This window comes from Sphingobium sp. B2D3C, from assembly GCF_025961835.1.
Classification (GTDB): Bacteria; Pseudomonadota; Alphaproteobacteria; order Sphingomonadales; family Sphingomonadaceae; genus Sphingobium.
In genome coordinates, this window is record NZ_JAOQOK010000001.1 from 2176492 (window position 1) to 2200295 (window position 23804).

Genomic DNA, 23804 nt, shown 5'->3' on the forward strand with positions numbered 1-23804 from the left:
GAGGCGTCGGACGGCGCAGCGCCTCGCGGGCTGGGTCAGTCCGGTTGGGCCGCCCTGCCCGCTAAGCCATGCAGATTCGCCGCCTCAAGCTGACCGGCTTCAAGAGCTTCGTCGAGCCGACCGAGTTGCGGATCGAGCCGGGGCTGACCGGCATTGTCGGGCCGAATGGCTGCGGCAAATCCAATCTGCTGGAGGCAATCCGCTGGGTGATGGGCGAATCCAGCCCCAAATCCATGCGCGGCGGCGGCATGGACGATGTGATCTTCGCCGGAACTGCCACCCGTCCGGCGCGCGATTTCGCGGAAGTCGGCCTGTTCGCCAGCGTGCCGCCTGGCACTGTGTTGCCGGCGATCGACATGGGCAGCGATGGCGAGCTGGAAGTCATGCGGCGCATCGAGCGCGGCGCGGGCAGCGCCTATCGCGCCAACGGGCGGGACGTGCGCGCCAAGGATGTCGCATTGCTCTTCGCCGATGCTGCGACCGGTCCGCACAGTCCTGCGCTGGTCAGCCAGGGCAAGATCGCCGCGGTCATCGCCGCCAAGCCAGCCGAACGCCGCGCGATGCTGGAGGAAGCGGCGGGCATCGCCGGCCTGCATGTGCGCCGCAAGGATGCCGAGCAGAAATTGCGCGCGAGCGCGGCCAATCTCGCCCGGCTGGATGAAATCCTTGCCGAAATGGACGTCCGCGCCAATGCGCTTCGTCGACAAGCGCGGGCCGCCGAGCGCTATACGGAATTGAGCGAAAAGATCGTACTGGCCGAGGGCCGCGTGTTCTTCGCCCGCCATCGCGAGGCCGCGACCGAAGCCGACCGTGCCGCGCAGGATGCGGAGAAGGCCGAGGCGCTGGTGCGGGTGGCGCAGGAGGCGCAGCTGGGCGCCGCCGCTCATCAGCAGTCCGCCATCGAGACACTGGCGCGCGCACGCACGGCCGCCAACGAGGCCCGGGAGGCCGCGACCGAGGCCCGCTTCGCGCTGGAGCGGCTGACAGGCGAACGCGATACCCTGCTGCGCCGGATCGCCGAGCTGGAAAGCCAGCTCGCCCGCGTGAGCGAAGACCAGCAACGTGAGGGTGCGCTTGCCGCGGATGCCGCCAATGCCATCGAGGCGCTGCAGGGCGAGGATGCGACGCTTGCCGAGCGGATCAAGGCGGCCAAGACGACACTGCCGGCCTTCGTCACGCGCCTCGCGGAGGCCGAGACGGCCAGCCGCGATGCCGAGGTGGCGCTGGCGCAGGCCATGGCGCGACTGGCCGGTGAGCAGGCCGAGCGCCGGGTTGCCGAGGCTGGGCTGAATGCCGCGCGGCAGAAGCTCGCCCGCGCCCGCAGCGAAGCGGAGCGGATCGCCTCTGCCCTCACCGCCCTGCCCGATGCCGCGCCGCTCGCCACCCGCCAGCGCGCGGCCGAGCAAGCCAAGGCCGATGCCCTCACCCGGCGCACCGATGCCGAGGCGCGCATCGCCGCCGCTGCGCAGGCGCGCGAGACGCATACGCAGGCGGTCGCCGAGCAACAGCGCGCGCTCGCCGCCGCCCGCGCCACCGTCGCCGCGCTGGATAGCGAAGCCAAGGCACTGGCCCGCGGGCTGGAGACGCAGGGCAGCGGTGATCGCGCCATCGATGCCCTGCGCGTCGACCCCGGCTATGAGCACGCGCTCGCCGCCGCGCTGGGCGATGATCTGCAGGCCGCGCTCGGGGCGCAAGGTCTGGCTCGCTGGAGCGGCGCCGCTATCGATGCGCGCGATCCCGCTTTGCCGGATGGATGCGCGCCGCTCGCTGCCCATGTCCGCGCGCCCGAGGCGCTGGCGCGCCGTCTCGCGCAGATCGCCGTGGTCGAGCAGGATGACGGCCAGCCGCTTGCGGTGGGCCAGCGCCTTGTGACACGCGACGGACAATTGCGCCGCTGGGACGGCTTCGTGGCGCAGGAGGGCGGCGGCGCGGCAGCCGAGCGGCTGATCCGCATCAACCGCCTTGCCGCCATCGAGCAGGAGCGGCCTGCCGTCGCCGCCACGGTCAGCGCTGCCGAGCAGGCCTTGGGGACCGCCGAGGCATCGCTGCGCGCGGCCGGCACCGACGAGCGCGCTGCCCGCGAGGCGATGAGCGCAGCCGACACGGCCCTGCGCGGGGCGGAGCGCACGCTCGGCGAAGTGGCGACCGCATTGGAGCGCCTTGCCGGACAACGGGCGGACCTCGACCGGCGCCACCAGGAAGCCTCTGCCGATCTCACCACCGCCGAGCGCGAGCTGGAGAGCGCGCAGGCCGCCCATGATGCGCTCCCGGCCGGTGACGACACCGCTGCGCGCGTCGATCTGCTCAAGTCCGGCGCGGAACGGTGCCGGGCCGCAATCGGCCAGGTGCAGGCCGAGCGGGCCATGGCCGAGCGAGCATTGGCTGCCGATGAGGAGCGCGTGAAGGCGATCCGCAGCGACGTGGCGGGCTGGAAGGCGCGCGCTGGCGATGCCGTGCGCCGCGTCGCCGAGATGAAGACCCGCGCCGAAGCACAGGCCAGCGAACTGGACGGGCTGCGCGATCGGCCATCAGCGCTGGCGACGGAACTCGACGCCCTGACGCAGGCCGCTCGCGACCATCAGGCCGCTGTCGAGCAGAGCCGCAGCGAGGAAGCCGCCGCCGAGGCCACATTGGCCACCGCCGAGAAGGCGCTCGCCAATGCCAATGAGGCTCTCTCCACCGCCCGCGAAGCGCGAGCCGGAGCGCAGGCGCGCGCCGAACATGCCGTCGCGCGCCGCCGCGAAATCGGCCAGGCCTGCGGCGAGCGCTTCTCCTGCCCGCCGCCCGTGCTGCCGAGCAAACTCGGCTTCGCGAGCGAGGAGGTCGTCACCGCATCCGAAGAGCAGGCCCGCTATGACAAGCTGGTGCTGGACCGCGAGCGGATCGGCCCAGTCAATCTCGTCGCCGCCTCGGAACTGGCCGAGCTGGAGGAGACGCAGACCAGAAGTCGCGCCGAAAGCGAGGAACTGACCACCGCGATCAACCAGCTGCGCGGCTCCATCGGCCATCTCAATCGCGAGGGACGGCAACGGCTGCTCGCGGCCTTCGAGGCCGTGAACGGTCATTTCCAGCGGCTGTTCAGCACGCTCTTCCAGGGCGGCAGCGCGCATCTGGAATTGATCGAGAGCGATGACCCGCTGGAGGCTGGCCTTGAAATCTTGGCGCAGCCGCCGGGCAAGCGGCTGACGACGCTTACCCTGCTTTCGGGTGGCGAGCAGGCTCTCACCGCAGTCGCGCTTATTTTCGGACTCTTTCTAACCAATCCGGCACCGATTTGCGTGCTCGACGAGGTCGATGCACCGCTGGATGACGCCAATATCGAGCGCTTCTGCGGACTGTTGGAGCGGATGGTGCAGGATACTGCGACCCGCTATCTGATCGTGACGCACAATGCCGTTACCATGAGCCGGATGCACCGGCTTTTCGGGGTGACGATGATCGAGCAGGGTGTGAGCCGGCTGGTGTCGGTGGACTTGCAGGCGGCTGAGGATTTGCTGGCGGCGGAGTGAGAGGACACTGCCCACGTCGGTGAAGAAGGCCGCCCCCCACTTCGTCACCCCGGACTTGATCCGGGGTCCAGCTTCTTGTGATACGTGGGTTGGGACTGCCAGAACGCATTTGCCGCCTTAAGTCCAGAAGGGAGCGGGACCCCGGATCAAGTCCGGGGTGACGACGTTTTTGAATGCACCGTCAGGTCGCCTGAACCAGCGGCACGCCAGCCCTCAATGCGGCTCCTTGCTCACATCCACCTTTTCCACCCATTCCGGGTAGAAGCTCGGCTCGCGGCTCGACCAGCCCGCAGCCGTGGCGGCGGCTTCGCTGATCGACTGGAGCAGGGCCCGCCGACGTTCGGGGTGGAGGTGCGGCAGGCTGGCGGCGGCGCAGAAGGCGCCGGGCAGCCAGGGGCGTGACCCTGCGCCGATGAGACGCTCGTAGAGGAAGCGATAGGCCGAGAAACTGTTCAGCCGGTTTTGGCCAAGGTCGAAAGCGGAGACGGTGACCAGCGGTGCCATGAACGGCTCGACCTGATCCAGCCCGCTATCATCGGGCACCCGCGCCTTGATCTCGTCCAGCCGGCCATAGAGGCGGCTCTGTGCCTTGATGCTCGCGGCCTCGACAACGTCGCGCCCCCAGGTTTCCATGGGCGCGCCGCGATGGAAGGCGACATCGAGAGAGCGGCGGATGTAACGCTGCGTTGCAGCCGGGAAGGAGGCGAACTCGCGCAGTTCCGCGAGGGTTACGGCCCCGTCAGTCGGCTTGGAATGCTGACCCAATGCTGCCTCCATCATTTACGTTTCGGAGACTATGCCCTGCCTGGTTACCGGCAGCTTAAGCCTCCGTTGTGCAACGTTCACATGGAATCAGATTATCTTGTGCGACGCAACAGGATTTTTCCGCAGCGGCATTCAGTTTGCCGAAAAATTCGGAAATCCGTTGTAATTCTGTATCTATTTCGCGAAGCATCGGCGGAACAAATGATGTTGCATCGCAACATGAAACGAAGAAGCTAGAGTCCGGTCGCGGCCCCCGCCAGCCACCGGCCTGTGTTTCTTTGCCCTCGTTCCCCCGATAGTAGCCGCTTGGCGCCACAAGGCAAGCAGACCGACGCGTGCAACGAATGCCCACGGCTGCGGGAAGGCCCGCAAATGGAGATCAGGCCGCTGCGGCGCCCTTCGGCGAAATCGGGGGCGCAGTCCGGAACAGCTCGCCGAACGGATCGTCCTCGACCTCCGGTGCCGGCGCTTCCCGCACGGTGGCGCGGCGCATGTCGCGACGCTCGTTCCAGTCGAACTGGCCGCCCTTATGGAACACGGCGAGATTGTCCCAGATCACCATGTCGCCGACGGCATAGTCGACGCTGATCGCATATTGGTCCTGCGTCGCGAAATTGTTGAGATAATCGATCAGCTCGCGGCTCTCTTCCCAGCCCCAGCCGACGACGCGATAGCAATGCGCGCCGGCGTAGATCATCTTGCGACCCGAACCCTTGTGAACATGCACCAGCTTGTGGACTGGCCGGTGACGCGCCTCGATATCCTCGCGGCTGATTTCGGCGCCGCCCTGCTTGCGCGACCACCAGAGGCTGTGCTCGCATTCCAGATTTTCGATCTTGTCCTTCACGTCCTGCGGCAGGTCGTCATAAGCCGAGCGTGCATCGGCAAACCAGGTCGGCCCGCCCGACGGCGGCACTTCCACGGCGCGGAGCATGGAATAGGACGTGCGCAGATCCATGAAGCTGCTGTCCGTGTGCCAGATCTGGTCGCCCTTGCGATAGGTCGTGGCGCCCGGATCCCAATTGATCTCGCCCTGCGCATTCAGATTGCCGGCGTTGAACAGGAAGATGCGCGGCCGGCCCTCGCGGGGCGGCAGGCTCTCCAGATGGCCGAAATTGCGTGCGAAGGCGATCTGCCCCTCATCGTCCAGCCCGGTGTTCCGGTAGACGGTCACGCCCCAGCGATCCTGCTGAGCGATCAGCTCGGCGATCGTATCCGCATCCAGCGGCTTGCTGATGTCCACGCCGGAAATTTCGGCGCCGAAACGGGGGGTGATGGGTGTGGCCGTGATCGTCATCAGTCTATCCTGCTCCTGAGGAGGCCGATAGTAGCACAATCATTAGCATGGTCAAGTATTCGCCACGCTCGGAATGCGCCCTGCTTCGCCAGCCTCGCGTCACGGCGATAGCGCGTTCCGCCTAGCTTTTCGAGGCTTTCATGCTGGCGAGAACCTCGCGCAGGGCGCTCAGCCCCGCCGGCTTGGGAAGCATTGGCCAATCCCTGGTGCCATCGCCCAGATAGCTGCTGTCCGGATAGCCGCTCATCACCACGAACGGGATTTTGCGCGCCTCCAGTTCCATCAAAACCGGCTCCGAGGTTTCGCCGCCCAGATTATAATCGACAATCGCGCCGGTGATATTGCCGCTTTCCAGAGCTGTAATCGCCTGGCTCACTGTGGCGACGGGATAGACTTCATCCGCCCCCAATTCGCGCAACGTCAACTCAAGGTCGAGCGCGATAAGCATTTCATCTTCAAGCAAAAGAACATTCAGCATCCCCGGTTCCTCGAACATTCAACGAGAGGCGCCGGCCTGCCCCTGCTACTGACCCTTTGCGGCCCGTTTACTATCATGAACGCGGCTCTGCGGTGCCTCTATGCGCGGTGAGTTGATGGATGTCTGTTCACTTTTGAACATAGATGGGAACTGCGGCGGGGGCTGATCGTTATGCATCGCATGCACGACATTGTCTCGCCCGGCATCGATCATAACAATCTGGTGGCAGCGCTGAACCCTGCCGATCTGGCGCTGATGGCCAAAGTGGCGCGCGTCGTGCGCCTCCCCACGGGCACGACCCTTTACGACCCCGGCGATACCGTGGTGGCCGCTTATTTCCCCCTTGGCGATGGGGTCGCGACTTTCCACGTGCTGATGGACGACGGTTCGTCGGTCGAGATCGCGATGGTCGGCCGTGAGGGCGCTGTGGGCGGCATCGTCAGCAGTGGGCGGCTGGCGGCTTACTCCCGGTCATGCGTGATGCATGGCGGCTATTTCGCCCGGTTCGATTCTGCGACGCTGGAGACGCTGAAAGCGAGTTCTCCCGCCATTCGCGATCTGCTCAGCCGCTATGCGGACTGTCTGCTCGCCCAGATTTTCCAGTCGGTCGCGTGTAACGCGGTCCACAGCCTGGAGATGCGGGCGGCCAAATGGCTGACGGCCGCTGTCGATCGCACTGGCAACAATCAAGTGATGATGACGCAGGAGGAATTCGGGTCCCTTCTCGGCATTGCGCGCAGCTATGCCAGCCGCCTGATCAAGAGTTTCAAGACCGACGGGCTCGTCCAGACCCGGCGCGGCTCGCTCGTCGTGCTGGATGCGGATCGGCTGCGTCAGCGCGCCTGTTCATGCAACGACATGGTGCGCACCCATTTCGATCACGTGCTGGCGGGCGTCTATCCAGACCCCGCCGAGCTTGAGCATCTGGTCCACAACGTCAGCCCCTAACGTTTGCCAGGAGCTGTCGCGCAGGAGATGGCCTCCTACTTTCTGGTCTTCGGCGGAAGTGGCGCGCATTTGGTCTTGTCGCCGGCCAGACAGGCCGCGACATCCGCTTCCCACTTCGCCCGCGCCTCGGCGGCCTGCGCCTGTTCGGCGGCGATTTCTGCATCCCGCGCCGCCAGCGCGTCGCGATAGGTCTGTTCCCGCGCGGCCTGCTCGTCGGCAATGGCTTTCTTCTGCGCTTCGAAATCGCTCATCTGCTGCGCAGCCAGCTTTGCCTGCTCGGCATGGAGCACACGCCGCTCTTCCTGCTCCTGCGGCGTGTCCTGCGCCAGCGCGACGGTGGCTGAGACCATCATGGTGCCTGCAAGGGTCGCCAGTCGTGCGTAACGTGCCAGGGTCATGTCGTTCTCCGTCGTCTGTCAGGCCGGGCATTCCACGCCACGGCCTGCTGGTACAATGATTAAGATCAAGACTCGATGCACGCGCAATCGCGCGAATGTCCGTCGGGCCATCTCGCATCTGGCCTCGGGCGATCCTATCTGTGCCTCTGGCTGAACCTTGCCGCTGGATTCCCTTCAGGAACAGAGATAGAACACCGCCCATGAGCCTTACCCATATTTCGGTGCGCGGCGCGCGCGAGCACAATCTCAAGGGCATTGACGTGGATCTGCCGCGCGATGCGCTGGTCGTCATCACGGGCCTCTCGGGCAGCGGCAAGTCGAGCCTCGCCTTCGACACCATCTATGCCGAGGGGCAGCGGCGCTATGTGGAGTCCCTCTCCGCTTATGCGCGCCAGTTCCTGGAGATGATGCAGAAGCCGGATGTCGAGCATATCGACGGCCTCTCGCCGGCCATCTCGATCGAGCAGAAGACCACGAGCCGCAACCCGCGCTCCACGGTCGCGACCGTGACCGAGATCTACGACTATATGCGGCTCCTTTGGGCGCGCGTGGGCGTGCCTTACTCCCCCGCCACCGGCCTACCGATCAGCGCGCAGACGGTCAGCCAGATGGTCGACCGCGTACTGGCGCTGCCGGAGGGGACGCGGGTCTATCTGCTCGCCCCGGTCGTGCGGGGCCGCAAGGGCGAGTATCGCAAGGAACTGGCCGAATGGCAGCGGGCCGGCTTCACCCGCGTGCGCATCGATGGCGAATTCTACCCCATCGAGGAAGCCCCCGCGCTCGACAAGAAGTACAAGCACGACATCGAGGTGGTGGTGGACCGCGTGGTGGTCCGCGAGGATATGGCGCAGCGGCTCGCTGAGAGCTTCGAGACGGCGCTCAAGCTGGCCGAGGGGCTGGCTTATGTGGATTTGGCTGAGGGGACGGTGGCGTCTCTCCTTAACCCCTCCCTTTCAAGGGAGGGGCAAGGGGTGGGTGCTGGAGATGGCGGCTCAATGCCGTCATCGGAAGTCACGGGCGCGACGCAGCAGCCCCACCCCAACCCCTCCCCTGAAGGGGAGGGGCTGAAAAAAGGTATGAAAAACGCCGGCATCCCGGCCAACCGCATCATCTTCAGCGAAAAATTCGCATGCCCGGTCAGCGGCTTCACCATTCAGGAGATCGAGCCGCGCCTGTTCTCGTTCAACGCGCCGCAGGGCGCCTGCCCGGCCTGCGATGGCCTGGGCGAGAAGCTGGAGTTCGACGAGCAGCTCGTCGTCCCCAATGAGGCGCTGACCCTCAAAAAGGGCGCGATCGTGCCCTGGGCCAAGTCCAATCCGCCGAGCCCTTATTACATGCAGGTGCTCGCCTCCCTCGCAAAGGCCTTCGGCTTCAGCCTGGAGACGCCGTGGAGCGAGCTGCCGGGCGAGGTGCGCCTCATCATCCTGCACGGCACGGGCGGCAAGCCGGTCACCCTCACCTTCCAGGATGGGCGCAAGAGCTACAGCGTCTCCAAGCCGTTCGAGGGCGTGATCGGCAATCTCAACCGCCGGATGCTGCAGACGGACAGCGCCTGGATGCGCGAGGAGCTGGGCAAGTTCCAGACCGCGCAGCCCTGCGAGACCTGCGGCGGCGCGCGCCTCAAGCCCGAGGCGCTGGCCGTGAAGGTCGCGATGCAGGACATCGCCACCCCCACTCGCATGAGCGTGGTCGATGCGCTGGCCTGGTTCACTGCCCTGCCCCAGCAGCTGACGGACCAGCAGAACCAGATCGCCAAGGCCATCCTCAAAGAGATCATCGAGCGCCTCGGCTTCCTCAACAATGTCGGCCTCGATTATCTCAATCTGGACCGCACCAGCGGCACCCTGTCGGGCGGCGAGAGCCAGCGCATCCGCCTCGCCAGCCAGATCGGCTCGGGCCTCTCCGGCGTGCTCTATGTGCTGGATGAGCCGAGCATCGGCCTCCACCAGCGCGACAACGATATGCTGCTCGTGACGCTCAAGCGCCTGCGCGATCTCGGCAACACCGTCATCGTCGTGGAGCATGATGAGGACGCGATCCGCGCCGCCGACCATATCGTGGACATGGGGCCGGGCGCCGGCGTGCATGGCGGCGAGATCGTCGCGCAGGGCACCCTGGCCGATGTGCTGGCGACGCAGGGCTCGCTCACCGCCGATTATCTCAACGGCACGCGCGAAATCCCCGTCGCCGCCAAGCGCCGCAAGGGCAGCGGCAAGAAGCTGACCGTCAAGAATGCCCGCGCGAACAATCTCAAGGGCGTCAGCGCGTCCATCCCGCTCGGCACCTTCACCTGCATCACCGGCGTCTCCGGCTCGGGCAAGTCGAGCTTCACCATCGATACGCTCTATGCCGCCAGCGCCCGCGCGCTGAATGGCGCCCGCGTCATCGCCGGCGCGCATGACAAGATCGAGGGGCTGGAGCATCTCGACAAGGTGATCGACATCGATCAGTCGCCCATCGGCCGCACCCCGCGCTCAAACCCGGCGACCTATACCGGCGCCTTCACTAACATCCGCGACTGGTTCGCCGGCCTGCCGGAAAGCCAGGCGCGCGGCTACAAGCCCGGCCGCTTCTCCTTCAACGTGAAGGGCGGCCGCTGCGAGGCCTGCCAGGGCGATGGCGTCATCAAGATCGAGATGCACTTCCTGCCGGACGTCTACGTCACCTGCGAGGAATGCCACGGCAAGCGCTACAATCGCGAGACGCTGGAGGTGAAGTTCAAGGGCCACAGCATCGCCGACGTGCTGGACATGACGGTGGAAGACGCCGTCGAGTTCTTCAAGGCCGTGCCGCCGATCCGCGACCGCATGGCCATGCTCGCGGAAGTGGGCCTGGGCTATGTGAAGGTCGGCCAGCAGGCGACGACGCTTTCAGGCGGCGAGGCCCAGCGCGTGAAGCTTGCCAAGGAGCTGAGCCGCCGCGCCACCGGCAACACGCTCTACATTCTCGATGAGCCCACCACCGGGCTGCATTTCGAGGATGTGCGCAAACTGCTCGAAGTGCTCCACGCGCTGGTCGAGCAGGGCAACAGCGTCGTGGTGATCGAGCATAATCTCGATGTCATCAAGACCGCCGACTGGATCATCGACCTGGGGCCGGAAGGCGGCGTGAAGGGCGGCGAAATCGTCGCGACCGGCACGCCCGAGCAGGTGGTGAAGGAGAAGCGGAGCTATACGGGGCGGTATCTGGCGCCGTTGCTGGGGAAGAATGCGGTGAGCGAGGCGGCGGAGTAACCCCCTCGCATATCGGGGCCGCCGCGCGGCGTATGAGCTTGAGGGCAACCCATGGGGGATGTAGCGCAGTGGATCTTGACCAATGCATTTTCTGTAGCTACATAAATCCGTGAAGATCAGCTTCGATCCGGCAAAGCGCGATAAAACGCTCGCCGAACGCGGCCTCGACTTTGCTGATGCCGGCCAAGTCTTCGCTGGACCGACGTTCACGCTGCCCGATCTGCGCCAGGACTATGGCGAGGATCGCTTTCAGACCTACGGGCTGCTTGATGATCGCCTGGTGATGCTGGTCTGGACGCAGCGCGGCGAGGGCCGGCACGTGATATCGATGAGGAAGTGCAATGAGCGAGAGCAAAACAGGTTCGCAGAGCAATTGGGTAGACCCTGACGACGCGCCCGAATGGACGCAGGATCAGTGGGACCGCGCCGAAATCCGCATCGGCGAAAAACTCATCCGTCGCGGCCGCCCCGCCGGCTCAACCAAACGCCTCGTCTCCCTGCGCCTCGACGAAGCCGTCATCGACCGCTTCCGCGCCGATGGGCCGGGCTGGCAGTCGCGGATCAATGAGGCACTGCGGAAGGCTGCAGGGTTGTAAAGTGAACCTTCGCATAAGTTGTGAACGATACGCCCTGCCATGCCGGCGGGATCTGGTTTCAGGTTTCTCGTAAGAAGGACTGAGAGCCCAATCACCGCTTAACTACTCTGGACTATTAGGCTCAGGAGGATCGAAAAGCCCTCTTTGCTTTGACTTAGGTGGATTTTTAGTCTTACTAGCACGCAAGGCGTCTGCACGTTCCTTGGCTGCCATAAATGTAGTCACGTATTGCGCAATCATTCGATCATCAAGCTTTGAGAGATCGGATTGATAGATTGGTTGCGCTACGACTTCATCATCGTCACCTGATAGATCGATCAAATCTATCACTGCCTCTCGCCAATCACCTTTACAGAAAGCTTGGCGACCAAGACTGGCATAAAATGCCATTCCACTTTCCGGTAGAGGCTTCTTTCTGGGTTGCAACAGTGGAATCACTGCATTCCCATCCCGCACGTACCAGCAGACACCCTTTACCTTGATGAATATGTTGGGGCCCCATTCAATATCATTGACTGTTTTTAACTTTGCATCAGGAAAATCAACAAATCGACGCGTTTCGACTGGGTTCTGCTGTCCCAGCCGAAATAAAGCCATCACGCAAGCTTCCACCCGTGGATGAGTCCCGGGGAAGACAATGTTTGAAGACTCGGGCCTGATAACCCCTCTGAGTGCAACAGGGAGTGCTTCCCACGTCTTATGATGCGTGAACCCGATGCTCGCGCCATCGAATTCCATTATATTTGAAACCGTTGCAAGCACGTTGCCGGGTACTGTCATTGAAGCGACAGAAAGAGCGAGGGGCGCATTGGATCGAATCTGATTAACCATTCTCAAAATGGAACAGAACGTGATCACAAAGTCAATGTGCGATCGAAATTCTCTCTAGGCGATGATGGGAGCGGATCAAATCGTTGCCTATTCGCTTACCCATATTACGGCCGCGCTCGAACAGATTAAGAGCTTCCTGCCACGGCCCGCTTTCGATGTGGGACATTCTCGACAAGGCAGACGCCGAAAGGTGAGCATACGAGTGAAATATTGCCTTAACAACGTCACGGTTTGGCCCGAGGTCAGCAGCCTTTGACTGTACCCTCGTGGCGGAAATTGGGTCAAAGCGTGAGGCACGTTTAGTGATAGGATGAGAAGAAAAAATCTTAAACTCTTGAAATACCTCACCCAATACCGGACCATATTGCCAAGCTTCGAATTCTTCTGAGAGCAACTCACCTCCCGTCAGGAGAAGAAAATCAGAATGGCAATAGTAAAGAAGTTTTTGAAGCTTCATTGGAGTAACCGGCACATTCATTTCATCTGCCCAATCTAAGAGAAGATTGGCCAACTCTTTGGCATCAACATGGACGTTCTTAGACAAACAAATCCGCCGTTTTTTCTAAAGGATGCGCTCAATCCGGTAGTGGTCAATGCGTCTATAGAATTGCAGGCACCTTCGGAAGGAGTCTATCGCAAGAACATATAGCGAACAAACGGCGAATGCAAGAATAGCCCGTTCCCTATCTTGGAACGACAAACCCCGCTAAATTCACAGGCCCGCGCGCTCTATCGCCTTTCAGAAGGGCTTGATCTGCCGTATATGAAAAAGCGCATCCGCTATGAAACGGCAGGTGATTATGGCGTCGAAGATCTCCAAGACTGAGCCGATCCCGCTCGAAGAACTCGGCGCGCGCATTGCCCGCCGCCGCGCGGAACTCGGCATTACGGACGCCGACATCCCCCGCAACAGCGGCGCCCGCCGCACGGACAGCAAGAAGGCATTGCTCAAGGCCATCAGGGACGTTGGGGGCAACTGGTAAGGCCGCCGACACGCTTGACCGCCTCCCGCCGGCCCCTCACTCTGAGAGCGCGCATAGTTCGCAGCAAAACCGGAGAGGCCCGCCCCATGAACAGCCGACGCGACTTCATCAAGCAAACCGCCGCCGTCGGCGCCGCAAGCCTCGCCCCCAATATCGCGCCCGCCGCCGCGCAGGCGCAGTCCCCTGCCCCGCCGCTCTGGCAGAAGCTCTACCCCGGCTTTCGCAACCTGCGGATCAAGACCAGTGGCGCGGAGATCAATGTTGTCACGGGCGGATCGGGGCCGCCGTTGCTCATGCTCCATGGCGCGCCGGAATCGCTTGTCACCTGGCATCTGGTCGCCCCGGCACTGGCGCGGGATTATACCGTCGTGCTGGCCGATCTGCGCGGTTATGGGGATAGCAGCAAGCCGGAGGGCGGCGCGGATCATTCGGCTTATTCCAAGCGGGCGATGGCGCAGGATGGCGTGGAGGTGATGGCGCAGCTGGGCCATGAGCGCTTTCTGCTCGTCGGGCATGATCGCGGCGCGCGGGTCGGGCGGCGGATGGCGCTGGATCATCCCGAGAAGGTCCGCAAGCTCGCCGTGCTGGACATCTTGCCGGAGCATTATCTCTACAGCCATGTCACGCTCGGCTTCGTGCGCGGCTATTATCACTGGTTCAGCTTCCTGCGCCCCGCGCCCATTCCGGAGGAGGAGACGCTGGCGCGCTACCAGGCGCGAGCGGGCGAGGCGTCCAGCGAGATCGAACGGGAATATGATCGCCACCGGCTCGACCCGGCCATGCTCCATGCGATGTGCGAGGATTATCGTGCCTCGGCCTCGGTCGATCTGGATCTGGACCATGCCGATCTGGCCGCAGGCAAGAAGATCACCTGCCCGCTGCTCGCCATCTGGGCCGGCAAGGGGCTCTATCCGCGCCTGTTCGATGACATATTGGGCGTGTGGCAGGCCGAGGCGACGGACGTGCGAGGCCATGCGCTGCCCAATGCCACGCACAATCTGCAGGAAAGTGACCCGCAGGGGACGCTCACGGCGCTGCAGGCCTTCCTGCGCGACTGATCTCGGGACCAATTTTTCGGAAGATGTGAGCGGAAAAGAAGTCCGGCCTCCCGGGGGGTGGGGGGATGGGAGACCGGACCCTTTTCAGCCGCTCGGCTGTGTGTGGGAGATCACCGCCGAAGCGACTTTCTACCCCTTTGGGTGCAGCATTCACTGAACCTGCTCCCTATCAGATAGGGTCGACAGGCCAGGGAACAAGGGCTGCGCGATCAATCGCGCCTGACGCACGTTGGGCCGTCCCGCTGCATCGGACGGACGCGTGCAGGCGCTCTTTCGTCGCAGCCATATGTTGGTGGCCGGGCGGGAGGGACCCGGCCACCGGACTTGTTCGGGCGAATGTGCCTCAGGTCGAGGGCGTGCCGGAGCCGCCCATGCCGGTGCCAAGGCCGCTGGTGCCGAAGATCTGCGAATTCTCGTTGGTGCCGGTCGTGCTGGTGGTCGCCGCGCTGCCGGCATAGCTGTCCGTCTTCACGCCGCCGGACTGGACGCCGGGGCGCGTGCCATCGGCATAGCCGCCGCCAATCGTCAGGCCCTCGGGCATCGGCGTATCGGGCTTGAGCGTGACGCGATCGTCATGGATGCTGTCGACATAATCGAGGTTGATCTGGTGATGGCGGCTGTCCGCCGAATCCGTGCGGGTGAGGACCAGCAGATCGCCGTCCACCTTGTCGACGGTGCCGACATGGCGGCCGCTCGCGTCCGCGACTTCCATATGCTCCTTGATGCGCCACTTCTCGAACATGGCTCACTCCTTTTCTCTGCAGATACAATGAACTAGATGGTATTGAAGAGAGAACGGCCGAGGCGGCGGAGCGTTCCGAAAACCCCGCCCCATCCAGCGCATCGCAGCCACGACTGGGCCGTTCACAGCCGGCGCCGAGCGCAATCCGGCGCGAGACGGCGCGCGCCGCTTTTGATACGGGTCAATGCGTCCGGCCGCCTGAGCGGTCACACAGCAGCGGATGACCGACGCGATGACCAAGCACCCCATGCCCCGCCCCTCCGCCGGCACCGGCGCCGCGCTCGCCTTGCCGGCGGGCCTGCTGCTGATCCTTGGCGGATGCGCCCGGCAGAGCGCCGCGGCGGTGAGCAGCGCGCCGGATACGCCCGGCTTCCTGCTCGGCCTGTGGCACGGCTTCATCTTTCCCTTCGCCTGGGCGCTCTCGCTGATCGCGGACGATGTCGCCGTCTATGCCGTGCCCAATAATGGCGGATGGTATGATTTCGGCTATTTCCTCGGCATCGTCGTCTTCGGCGTGGGCGCGCGCAAGACCAAGACGGTGACCGTCTATGTCGATCGGTGGCGCGGCCGGTGATGACGAGCGCCCATCCTTCCGCTGCTGCACCTGCCTTCCGCAAGAAAGGATGCACCCATGCGTAAATGGCATCGCTGGACCACCGTCTTCATCGGCCTGTTCATGTTGTTCATCGCCCTGACCGGCCTCGGCAGCCATTTCGCCGCGATGGTCGCGCGGGGGAGCGTGTTCGAGACCGAGGAGCGCGGTGCCCCGCCGGCCGCGCAGACGCCGGCCGCGGTACAGAAGGCTGGCCCGTCTGCGGGTGCGCCCGCCGCCCAGCAAGCCGCGCCGAACCCCGCCCGCAAGTTGGTCGGCCTGTTTCATCATCTCCATTCGGGCGAGTTTTTCGGTCCCGTCGGCGTGATCATCTCCCTGCTCTCCGGCTTCGCGCTCGTCTTCTTCGCGATTTCCGGCATGTGGATGTATGTGCAGATGTTCCGCAACCGCCTCAGCCGGGGACGGCGCGACATCTTCTGGAAATGACCCTCCCGGCGCTCATCATGGCCGGCGTCTCGGGCACTGCGGCGCTCTGCGGTGCGCTCATCCTCGCGCGCAAGGCGCGGACCCCGCAGGGTGTCTATGGCAAGCGCATCGCCGGCACCATGGCGCTCTCCTTCGCGCTCATCCTCGCCCTGTTCGCCTGGGGGCTGGAGCGCATGGCCGGCTGAACCGACGGCGGCCTGCGGCGCTGGCGAAAGTCAAGGCCGGGGACACAAAATTTACTGTGGATGAACGCCACAACACCGCTAGACATTGTGGTGGATTGGACTAGCATCCCCCTTCATCTAGTTATTTGTGCGCTACAGCCATCCCAATTGCGGAGCCCGGAAAAATGTCGCTTCTCCAAGCCTCCAAGGTCTACAAGCCCTTCGAATATCCCTGGGCCTATGACTATTGGAAGCGCCAGCAGCAGGTCCACTGGATGCCCGAGGAAGTGCCTCTGGGCGAGGATTGCCGCGACTGGGCGCAGAAGCTCTCCGACCATGAGCGCAACCTGCTGACGCAGATCTTCCGCTTCTTCACCCAGGCGGACGTGGAAGTGCAGGATTGCTACCACGACAAATATGGCCGCGTGTTCAAGCCGACCGAGATCAAGATGATGCTGACCGCGTTCAGCAACATGGAGACGATCCACATCGCGGCCTACTCGCACCTGCTCGACACCATCGGCATGCCCGAGAGCGAATATTCGATGTTCCTCGAATATGACGAGATGCGCGCCAAGCATGATTACATGCAGCAGTTCGGCGTGGACAGCGATGAGGACATTGCCCGCACCCTCGCCATGTTCGGCGGCTTTACCGAGGGCATGCAGCTCTTCGCCAGCTTCGCGATGCTGATGAACTTCCCGCGCTTCAACAAGATGAAGGGCATGGGCCAGATCGTCACCTGGTCGGTGCGCGACGAGAGCCTGCACTGCGAGGGCATCGTGCGCCTGTTCCACGAGTTCGTGAAGGAGCGCGACTGCCTGACCAAGGCGGTGAAGGAAGACATTATCGACTGCTGCCAGAAGACCGTGCGGCTGGAGGATGCCTTCATCGACCTCGCCTTCGAGCAAGGCCCGGTGCCCGGCATGACCGCCAAGGAGATCAAGCGCTACATCCGCTACATCGCCGACTGGCGGCTGGGCCAGCTCGGCTTCCAGCCGATCTACATGATCGAGGAGCACCCGCTCCCCTGGCTCACCCCGCTGCTCAACGGCGTGGAGCACGCCAACTTCTTCGAAACGCGCGCCACCGAATATTCCAAGGGCGCCACGCGCGGCAACTGGAACGAAGTGTGGGACAGCTTCGACCGCCGCAAGAAAATGCGCGCCAATGACGGCGAGGCCGAAAGCGACAGCGGCGAGGACATGTTCTCGCGGGCAGGCGTGGCGGCGGAGTAAATTGAAGGACTACAGACGATGAATTGGCTGACTGACCCTGCCAACTCGTCAGTAGTCGGCGGAATCGGATTAGCGACATCTGTTGTAGGAACAGCGCTTACGCTTGTGGGACTTTTAATTACATACCTGCAAGCTAAGAAAGCTAGCTCAGCTGCCGCCGCAGCCACTCAAGCAGTAAAGGACTTCCGGTTTCGCATCGACAGACATGATGCAGCTCGCGATATTGCAGAAGCGGAGTATGCACTAAATCAAGCACGAAAGCATCTTCGCAACACAGCTTGGAAAGATGTCGTCGACAGTTATGACGACGCTCAGAGAGCGGTGGTTCGGATCGTAGTTTTTTTAGAGGCATCGGATTTCGACAAGGTCGATGAACTTAAGAAAATGGCGGCGCAGATCGTTAATATGTGTGGTCGAATTGAGAAAGCTATTTCGAATCAAGCAGCATTTCCCGATTCTCAAAAACTAAATGCAGCAATTCGGAATAATTACACCATTCTGATTTCGCTGAGAAAATTTTTGAGTGAGAGCGCTTAAAATGTCCGACGAAGTTGATCGCTATAGAAATTTAGTTAATCTCTTATACAATAAGAGTATATCTAAGTCTTTGGATTGGAAAAATAGTCCTTGGACCAATAGGCTATCAGTAAATATTGGAAACTATAGAGTCGAAATTGATACGGGAGAAGAATCGGACGGAACGCCAGTTGAAATAATTTATATTCTAAACGCGTCAAATCAAATCGTAGACTCATTCAACGATAACGAGTTGTCTGGCGAAGAAACCGGAGTCGATGGATATGATAACTATTGGCTTCTAATGAAGCGTATTCATCATTTGGCTCATCGCAAGTCAAAAAAGTCGGATGAGGCAATCGAGAATATCCTTAGAAATTTGAATAATGATCAGGATTTTTAAGAGAAAAGATTAACGCCCTAGCCACTTAGGATTGTTCAACCGGCGGTACAGCCGTCGATTTGCACAATGCATCTCACCTCAAAGACCCTTTCCCTCAAATGAACCGCCCGTCGCCACCCGTTCAGGCGACTCGCGATACAGTCCGATCCGATCTCCCGCTGCCGGGAGAGACAGAATAAGGATCGGAGTGAGACAGATGTACAAGGCTCTGAAGAACAGCATCGCGGCGCTGGCGCTTGGTGCGGTGACCATGGGCGGTCTGGCCGCCACCCCCGCTTTTGCCGACCCGGGTCGCGGGCATGACCGGCATTGGCAGCGCGATCGCGACGACCGGCGCGATTACCGTCATGACAATCGCCGTTGGGACCGGGACGACCGCCGGGGCCGTGACCGGGTTGTGGTGATCGATCGCCGCCCTGTCGTGCGCCCTGCCCCGCGTGTCGTCTATGCCTATGACTATAACCGGCCGGACCCGCGCTATCGCGGCTATTATGCGGACCGATACTATCGCGGCGGCTATGCGCCGGTGCGCGTCTACCGCGATACCCGCGTGTATCGGGGCTATGACGATCGCTATTATTGCCGCCGGTCGGACGGCACCACCGGCCTGATCGTCGGTGCGGCGCTGGGCGGCTTGCTTGGCGATCAGCTCGATCGCGGCCGTTCCTCGATCCTGGGGGCCGTGCTGGGCGCGGGTGCCGGGGCGATGATCGGACGGTCGATCGATCGGGGCGATGTCGTCTGCCGCTAAGCCCGGCCGACACAGATCTGCAGCATTAGCCCGGCGCGCTGACCTCAGCGGGCCGGGCTTTTGTCAGCCAAGGGTCAGTTGCCAGGGATCAGTTGCCAAGCATCAGTTGATCGCGTCCTGACCTGCCTGCCCCACGGACTCGATGTCCCGGCCAAGGCCCTTCACCGTCGCGCAAGCAGACAGGAGCAGGGATGCGCTCACGACCGCGAAAAGCAGCGCCGACCTTCTTGTTTTCATGTCCTCGATCCCTTTCCGATTATCGGATGTTTTCCAACGCCCTCGACTATCCGAAAAAATGCGATCCGGCGCAATCCGCCTGCTGGTGATCCCGGCCCGGATGAAAAGGCGCACATGTGCGATGCATTGCTGCCGGAAGGCGCTTCAGAGCGGGAACCGGTCGCGAGCGCGCACGTATTCCTAGCGGTACAATCGAAGGAGATTTCCGCATGGATCCGGTCACCATCGAGCATCGCCGTCAGGAGCTGCAGAGCCTGCTTGCGCAAATTCAGGCCAACCCCTCGCGCGACTGGCACCGTGAGCGGCAGCGCGTGATCGTGTTGCAGCATATGGTCGGCGCACAGGCAGCCCGCACCCACCCCGGCACCCGACATTGATTCCACTTTCAACGGCGATGAACCGCATCGCCGCAAAGCTCTGAATCTCGGCGAGTCGCGGGTTCCCACCGGTGCGACGAATCGAGTCCATAAGGGTCTTGCCTTGGTGGAATCAGAGGAGGATAAGCGCCTCTTGATGGGAACAGGGCCGCCACCCATGGCGCCCCCTCGGGAGGAAGAATGTTATGGCACTGAGCATGATCGGGGGCCGGCGGATCAAGGCCGCAGTCGCACTGTCCGCTCTGCCGCTGCTGGCCTTGGCCGGATGCACCGCCAAGCAGGTTGCCGAAGCGCCGCTGCAGAACATTCCCGTTCCCATTCCCCAGAATGTTCCGCTGATCGAAGTGCCGCCGCCGCCGCCGATTCTGATCGGTGAGAACAAGGGGCAGGACATGTGGCACCTGCGCTCGGGCCTCAACGTCGCCGTGCTGCTCTGCCAGGGGCCGGACAATGCCGCGATGGTCTCCGACTACAACCGGATGCTCTCGGTGCATAAGGGCCTGCTCTCGGAAGCCGCGCAGATGCAGGTCGATCTGTTCAAGGCCAAGGGCGGTCGCAAGTGGCAGGATGCCCATGACGACCATATGACCAAGCTCTACAATCGCTATTCCAACACATCGACGCGCGACAAGTTCTGCGCCAAGGCCAAGGCGCAGCTCGCCGAAGTCGCGAACCAGACCCCCATTGCGTTCAGCGAGAAGGCGACGTTCCTGCTGTGGGAGCTGAACAAGGCCGCCAGCCTGCCCGATCCGGACGGATCGCTCGCGCGCGCTGCCGCCGCGAACAGCACGCCGGGTCTGGTGCAGACCGTCCAGGCGACGACCAGCCAGACGACCACGCAGCGCTAAGCGGCGCCCCGGACGCGCGGCCTGCGTAAGAGGCAGGCGCGCTCCGGGTCCGATCTATCCTCAGTCTTCGTCCGGTACGGCCAGGGTCGCGCCGAAATCGAACGGCTTGGCCTCCGGCATCGCGGCCATCAGGGCCTTGAAGCGCTCTTCCACATTGTCTTTCCAATTACCGTGCGTCGCCACGTACAGCGTATTGTTGCGGATCGCGTCGACGATCATGTCGCCCACTTCCGTCGGTTCCATCCAGGTGTCGGACACGACGCGCTTGGCGAGCTGATCCTCCGTCTGCGCGAGGCCGCTGCCCGAGCGGAAACGCTCCGGCCGGTTCTGGCCGGATTCATGGATGCGGCTCTTGATCGGGCCGGGCATCAGCACGGTCACGCCGATATTGTCCTGCGCCATGCTGTCGCGGATCGATTCAGACAGGGTGATGACCCCCGCCTTCGCCACCGCATAAATGGCCATGAAGCTCGGCATCGGCGTCAGCCCGGCCAGCGACGCGGTGTTGACGATGTGGCCACCCTTGCCCCGCCGGCGCATGCCGGGCGTAAATTCCATGATGCCGTTGATCGGCCCCATGAGATTGACGCCGATGCCATAGTCCCAATCGGCATAGGTGGCCTGATCGAACGGGCCGGACGGATCGATGCCGGCATTGTTGATCAGGATTTCCGGTCCGCCCATCACGGCCTCGCATTCCTTGGCGGCCTCGCGCATCTGGTCGCGGTCGGACACGTCGAGCCGCATGGTGTGGACATTGCGGCCCTGCTGGCGTTCCTCGAAAAATGCCTTGGCTTCATCGAGATGGTCCTGGCGGATATCGGCCAGCACCAGCCTGGCGCCATTGGCGAGCAGCTGCTGGGCAATGCCGAAGCCGATCCCGCTCGCTCCGCCCGTGATGAACGCCGTCGTGCCCGCAATCTCCATGGCTTTCCTCTCCAAACCCGGCGCCTCGCCGGCTTGCTCAAACTGATCCATCGGCCGATGCTGCGCCCGGCCGCTCCTCCAATCTCATCCAGCAAATCCGGACAGAGTCAACAGTGGCCGTCGCCTGCGGGGTCGCTGGCCGGTCAGGATCGCGGATGCGCGGCGCGCCAGACCGAGGGCGTCTCGAACGTGCCACGCCAGATGCCGCGCCGGGCGGAACGGGCAGCCTCCTCTTCCTGCCGATAGGTGCCGGGGCCGCGCCCGAGGTTGCTGATCGCCCAGCCACGCGCCACCATGATCACGCCGATGTCCGCGATCCGGGTGGTGGCGCAGGTCGCCACGGCGCGGCCATATTGGTCCGTCGTCCGGGACTCGCAGCTGAGCCCACCGCCGCGCACCAGCGCCAGCAGCGCGTCGCGCGCCTGCGTGCCACAGTCCCAGGGCTGGCCGGCCGCATCCTGGCAACGCTGGTTCAGTTCGACCGCGTCAATGTCCGCGATGCGCACGATCCGCGGGCCGATCCGCAGGCTATCGCCATCCATCACATGCACGCGCGTGCCATCGGCGGCCTCGATCCATTCGGGCGGCGCACGGAGCAGGGCCAGCACGATCAGCAGAAACGCCAGAAGAGCCAGCGAACCAAGCCGCGCAAGCCATCGTCGGCCCGGCCTGCCGGCTAATCCCTGGAAACCCCTGCGCCGTCGGGCAGGTCTGGTGCGGATGATCAGTGCTTGTGATCGCTGGCCATGGACTGCACGGCGGCCAGCGTGTTCTTCACATGGTCGCGATAGTCGAGTGCGCTATGCACATAGACGATCCGGCCCGCCGGGCTGATAACATAGGAGGTGCGGTCCGTCTTGCCCGCAAAGGCGGGATTGTCCGCCTTGAGCGCCACGTCGTAATTGGTGATGAGACGCGGCCCGGCCGAGGCCACCGCGAACTTGCTCCCGCACGCCTCTGTGGAGAAACGCTGCAGAACGTCGACCGGGTCGGCGGACATGCCGATCACCGTGGCGCCGGCCTTCTTGAACGCATCCGCCTGATCGGCAAACTCCTTGGTTTCCGCCGTGCAGCCCTTGGTGAAGGCTGCGGGGAAGAAGTAGAGCACGACCGGGCCTTTCTTCAGCGCATCAGAAAGCTTGACGCTGAACACCTTGCCGGCGAGCGCACCGCGCGTCTCGAAATCCGGCGCCTTGGCGCCGACCGGCAGCGCCGCCTGCGCGCCGCTGCCGAGCAGGGCGCCGCCCAGCATCGCAACCATGACTGCCTTCGATGCTTTGCCGAACATATGCCCATTCCCGTCTGCTGACTCACGATCCGCACAATCTGCCATAGAAGCCCTTGGCGTGCCAGCCCTCACCGGTTACGAGCAGCCATGGCGATCGACCGCCTTGCCCTCACCAATTTCCGCAATCATGCCGACGCCCTGATTGTGCCCGCCGCGCCGATGATCGTCCTGACCGGCGAGAATGGCGCGGGGAAGACCAACATCCTCGAGGCGATTTCGCTGCTGGCGCCGGGGCGCGGCCTGCGCGGCGCGGCCCTGCGCGACATGGCGCGGCAGAGCGGGCCGGGCGGCTTCGCGGTCGCCGCGCGATTGGGCGATGCCGCCTTGGGGACCGGCACCGACCCTGATGCGCCGGACAAGCGGCAAGTGCGGATCGACGGGCGCGCCTCACCGGCCAATGCGCTCTCGACCCGCGTGGCGCTGAGCTGGCTGACGCCGGCGATGGACCGCCTGTTTCTGGACAGCCCCGGTGGACGCCGCCGGTTCCTGGACCGGCTGGTGCTGGCCCAGGCGCCATCGCACGCCCATCACAGCGCACGCTACGAGGCCGCGATGCGCGCGCGCAATGCCCTGCTGGGAGAAGACGGGCCGGCCGACCCGGACTGGCTCGCCGCGCTGGAAGCCCGCATGGCGGAGCATGGCGCCGTGATCGATGCCGCGCGGCGGGCGCTGATCGCCGAACTGGAAGAAGAGATCGCCCGCAGCGCGCAGCATCTCTTCGCCCGGCCGACCTTGAGGCTGACCGGCGAGCCATTCGAGGAGGGCGCCCTTGCCGCTCGGCTGCGCTCGGCGCGGACGGGAGACCGGGCAGCGGGGCGGACACTTGTCGGCCCGCATCGCGCCGATCTGCTGGTCACGCATGAAGCCAAGCAGCAGGATGCGGCGCTGTGCTCGACAGGGGAGCAAAAGGCGCTGCTGCTCAGCATCATGCTGGCCCACGCCCAATTGGTCGGTACACAGAGCGGGCGACCGCTCATCATCCTGCTGGACGAGGTGGCCGCCCATCTCGATCCGACGCGCCGCCATGCCCTGTTCGAGCGGTTGCGCGCCAGCGGCGGGCAGGTGTGGATGACCGGGACGGAGGCCGATCTGTTCAACGGGCTGGAACAGGCGACCTATTTGCGGGTGGAGGCGGGGCAGGTCATTCCGGGGTGATCAAGCGGCGTGGGCGAAGCGCG

Annotated in this window: 28 protein-coding genes; 17 read left to right on the forward strand and 11 right to left on the reverse strand. The window is 63.6% G+C overall.

All coding sequences use genetic code 11. The features are described from left to right. The first annotated feature begins 68 nt into the window (after nucleotides 1-68). Nucleotides 69-3509: a chromosome segregation protein SMC gene (gene smc / locus M2339_RS10135; protein ID WP_264586703.1), complete on the forward strand. Its 3441-nt coding sequence runs from the start codon at nucleotides 69-71 to the stop codon at nucleotides 3507-3509. Nucleotides 3510-3722: 213 nt separating this feature from the next. Here smc and M2339_RS10140 read toward each other — a convergent pair whose 3' ends face one another. From M2339_RS10140 to M2339_RS10150, 3 genes are all read right to left on the reverse strand, one after another. Further along, complete coding sequence (locus M2339_RS10140; protein ID WP_181558892.1) at nucleotides 3723-4274, reverse strand: hypothetical protein; 552 nt, start codon at nucleotides 4272-4274, stop codon at nucleotides 3723-3725. 379 nt (nucleotides 4275-4653) lie between these two features. Beyond that, nucleotides 4654-5571: a TauD/TfdA dioxygenase family protein gene (locus tag M2339_RS10145; RefSeq protein ID WP_181558891.1), complete on the reverse strand. Its 918-nt coding sequence runs from the start codon at nucleotides 5569-5571 to the stop codon at nucleotides 4654-4656. A 121-nt stretch (nucleotides 5572-5692) separates the two neighbouring features. Further along, complete coding sequence (locus M2339_RS10150) at nucleotides 5693-6067, reverse strand: hypothetical protein (RefSeq protein ID WP_264569615.1); 375 nt, start codon at nucleotides 6065-6067, stop codon at nucleotides 5693-5695. A gap of 162 nt (nucleotides 6068-6229) precedes the next feature. Here M2339_RS10150 and M2339_RS10155 point away from each other — a divergent pair, with 162 nt between their 5' ends. After that, a complete protein-coding gene (locus M2339_RS10155; RefSeq protein ID WP_264606327.1) occupies nucleotides 6230-6997 on the forward strand; it encodes a Crp/Fnr family transcriptional regulator in 768 nt (255 codons plus the stop codon). A gap of 35 nt (nucleotides 6998-7032) precedes the next feature. Here M2339_RS10155 and M2339_RS10160 read toward each other — a convergent pair whose 3' ends face one another. Continuing rightward, nucleotides 7033-7395 (reverse strand): hypothetical protein, encoded by a 363-nt coding sequence (locus M2339_RS10160; protein WP_264586701.1) that lies wholly within the window; start codon nucleotides 7393-7395, stop codon nucleotides 7033-7035. Nucleotides 7396-7595: 200 nt separating this feature from the next. On the opposite strand from M2339_RS10160, the gene uvrA reads away from it, so the two are divergent. The 3 genes from uvrA to M2339_RS10175 all read left to right on the forward strand — a co-directional run bounded on the left by uvrA (nucleotide 7596) and on the right by M2339_RS10175 (nucleotide 11224). Beyond that, the gene (gene uvrA, locus M2339_RS10165; protein WP_264586700.1) at nucleotides 7596-10628 is read left to right on the forward strand and encodes an excinuclease ABC subunit UvrA; all 3033 of its coding nucleotides are present in this window, start codon (nucleotides 7596-7598) and stop codon (nucleotides 10626-10628) included. 109 nt (nucleotides 10629-10737) lie between these two features. After that, the gene (locus M2339_RS10170) at nucleotides 10738-11016 is read left to right on the forward strand and encodes a BrnT family toxin (RefSeq protein ID WP_264586699.1); all 279 of its coding nucleotides are present in this window, start codon (nucleotides 10738-10740) and stop codon (nucleotides 11014-11016) included. Beyond that, nucleotides 10970-11224 carry a BrnA antitoxin family protein gene (locus tag M2339_RS10175; RefSeq protein ID WP_264576408.1) on the forward strand — a complete coding sequence of 85 codons (255 nt, stop codon included), beginning with the start codon at nucleotides 10970-10972 and terminating at the stop codon, nucleotides 11222-11224. The genes M2339_RS10170 and M2339_RS10175 overlap by 47 nt, the downstream gene beginning before the upstream one ends. Nucleotides 11225-11326: 102 nt before the next feature. Here M2339_RS10175 and M2339_RS10180 read toward each other — a convergent pair whose 3' ends face one another. Together M2339_RS10180 and M2339_RS10185 are read right to left on the reverse strand one after the other, a co-directional pair. Next, on the reverse strand, nucleotides 11327-12055 hold the full coding sequence (locus M2339_RS10180; RefSeq protein WP_264576409.1) for a hypothetical protein: 729 nt from the start codon (nucleotides 12053-12055) through the stop codon (nucleotides 11327-11329). 31 nt (nucleotides 12056-12086) lie between these two features. Continuing rightward, on the reverse strand, nucleotides 12087-12599 hold the full coding sequence (locus tag M2339_RS10185) for a Panacea domain-containing protein (RefSeq protein WP_264576410.1): 513 nt from the start codon (nucleotides 12597-12599) through the stop codon (nucleotides 12087-12089). A 238-nt stretch (nucleotides 12600-12837) separates the two neighbouring features. Here M2339_RS10185 and M2339_RS10190 point away from each other — a divergent pair, with 238 nt between their 5' ends. Further along, the gene (locus tag M2339_RS10190) at nucleotides 12838-13038 is read left to right on the forward strand and encodes a hypothetical protein (protein WP_264606328.1); all 201 of its coding nucleotides are present in this window, start codon (nucleotides 12838-12840) and stop codon (nucleotides 13036-13038) included. 86 nt (nucleotides 13039-13124) lie between these two features. After that, entirely contained in the window at nucleotides 13125-14096 is a 972-nt protein-coding gene (locus M2339_RS10195; protein WP_264586696.1) for an alpha/beta fold hydrolase, read from the forward strand. Between the two features lie 343 nt (nucleotides 14097-14439). Here M2339_RS10195 and M2339_RS10200 read toward each other — a convergent pair whose 3' ends face one another. Beyond that, entirely contained in the window at nucleotides 14440-14838 is a 399-nt protein-coding gene (locus M2339_RS10200; RefSeq protein WP_264569609.1) for a DUF2171 domain-containing protein, read from the reverse strand. 247 nt (nucleotides 14839-15085) lie between these two features. On the opposite strand from M2339_RS10200, the gene M2339_RS10205 reads away from it, so the two are divergent. The 7 genes from M2339_RS10205 (at nucleotide 15086) to M2339_RS10235 (ending at nucleotide 18949) form a co-directional block, all read left to right on the forward strand. Then, a complete protein-coding gene (locus M2339_RS10205) occupies nucleotides 15086-15412 on the forward strand; it encodes a hypothetical protein (protein ID WP_264588322.1) in 327 nt (108 codons plus the stop codon). 57 nt (nucleotides 15413-15469) lie between these two features. After that, nucleotides 15470-15877 carry a PepSY domain-containing protein gene (locus tag M2339_RS10210; RefSeq protein WP_264586695.1) on the forward strand — a complete coding sequence of 136 codons (408 nt, stop codon included), beginning with the start codon at nucleotides 15470-15472 and terminating at the stop codon, nucleotides 15875-15877. Next, complete coding sequence (locus M2339_RS10215) at nucleotides 15874-16062, forward strand: hypothetical protein (RefSeq protein ID WP_181558883.1); 189 nt, start codon at nucleotides 15874-15876, stop codon at nucleotides 16060-16062. The genes M2339_RS10210 and M2339_RS10215 overlap by 4 nt, the downstream gene beginning before the upstream one ends. Nucleotides 16063-16226: 164 nt before the next feature. Beyond that, nucleotides 16227-17279 (forward strand): ribonucleotide-diphosphate reductase subunit beta, encoded by a 1053-nt coding sequence (locus M2339_RS10220; protein ID WP_181558882.1) that lies wholly within the window; start codon nucleotides 16227-16229, stop codon nucleotides 17277-17279. Between the two features lie 18 nt (nucleotides 17280-17297). Beyond that, a complete protein-coding gene (locus tag M2339_RS10225; RefSeq protein WP_264586694.1) occupies nucleotides 17298-17816 on the forward strand; it encodes a hypothetical protein in 519 nt (172 codons plus the stop codon). A gap of 1 nt (nucleotide 17817) precedes the next feature. Next, nucleotides 17818-18198, forward strand: coding sequence for a hypothetical protein (locus M2339_RS10230; RefSeq protein WP_264586693.1), 381 nt, complete (start codon nucleotides 17818-17820; stop codon nucleotides 18196-18198). A 196-nt stretch (nucleotides 18199-18394) separates the two neighbouring features. Further along, nucleotides 18395-18949, forward strand: a complete 555-nt coding sequence (locus M2339_RS10235; RefSeq protein WP_264586692.1) for a glycine zipper 2TM domain-containing protein — start codon at nucleotides 18395-18397, stop codon at nucleotides 18947-18949. Nucleotides 18950-19051: 102 nt separating this feature from the next. Here the strand turns inward: M2339_RS10235 and M2339_RS10240 are convergent, their stop codons facing one another. Next, complete coding sequence (locus tag M2339_RS10240) at nucleotides 19052-19186, reverse strand: entericidin A/B family lipoprotein (RefSeq protein ID WP_264586691.1); 135 nt, start codon at nucleotides 19184-19186, stop codon at nucleotides 19052-19054. Between the two features lie 209 nt (nucleotides 19187-19395). Here M2339_RS10240 and M2339_RS10245 point away from each other — a divergent pair, with 209 nt between their 5' ends. Both M2339_RS10245 and M2339_RS10250 read left to right on the forward strand, forming a co-directional pair. Beyond that, nucleotides 19396-19563, forward strand: a complete 168-nt coding sequence (locus M2339_RS10245; RefSeq protein ID WP_181558878.1) for a hypothetical protein — start codon at nucleotides 19396-19398, stop codon at nucleotides 19561-19563. 185 nt (nucleotides 19564-19748) lie between these two features. Continuing rightward, nucleotides 19749-20411: a hypothetical protein gene (locus M2339_RS10250; protein ID WP_264586690.1), complete on the forward strand. Its 663-nt coding sequence runs from the start codon at nucleotides 19749-19751 to the stop codon at nucleotides 20409-20411. Between the two features lie 60 nt (nucleotides 20412-20471). On the opposite strand, the gene M2339_RS10255 is transcribed toward M2339_RS10250, so the two are convergent. The 3 genes from M2339_RS10255 to M2339_RS10265 all read right to left on the reverse strand — a co-directional run bounded on the left by M2339_RS10255 (nucleotide 20472) and on the right by M2339_RS10265 (nucleotide 22626). Next, complete coding sequence (locus tag M2339_RS10255) at nucleotides 20472-21338, reverse strand: SDR family NAD(P)-dependent oxidoreductase (protein WP_264595009.1); 867 nt, start codon at nucleotides 21336-21338, stop codon at nucleotides 20472-20474. A gap of 143 nt (nucleotides 21339-21481) precedes the next feature. Beyond that, nucleotides 21482-21946 carry a thermonuclease family protein gene (locus tag M2339_RS10260; protein WP_264569601.1) on the reverse strand — a complete coding sequence of 155 codons (465 nt, stop codon included), beginning with the start codon at nucleotides 21944-21946 and terminating at the stop codon, nucleotides 21482-21484. Nucleotides 21947-22062: 116 nt separating this feature from the next. Beyond that, on the reverse strand, nucleotides 22063-22626 hold the full coding sequence (locus M2339_RS10265; protein WP_264586688.1) for a peroxiredoxin: 564 nt from the start codon (nucleotides 22624-22626) through the stop codon (nucleotides 22063-22065). Nucleotides 22627-22713: 87 nt separating this feature from the next. Here M2339_RS10265 and recF point away from each other — a divergent pair, with 87 nt between their 5' ends. Beyond that, a complete protein-coding gene (recF, locus tag M2339_RS10270; RefSeq protein ID WP_264569599.1) occupies nucleotides 22714-23781 on the forward strand; it encodes a DNA replication/repair protein RecF in 1068 nt (355 codons plus the stop codon). Nucleotides 23782-23804 lie beyond the last annotated feature (23 nt).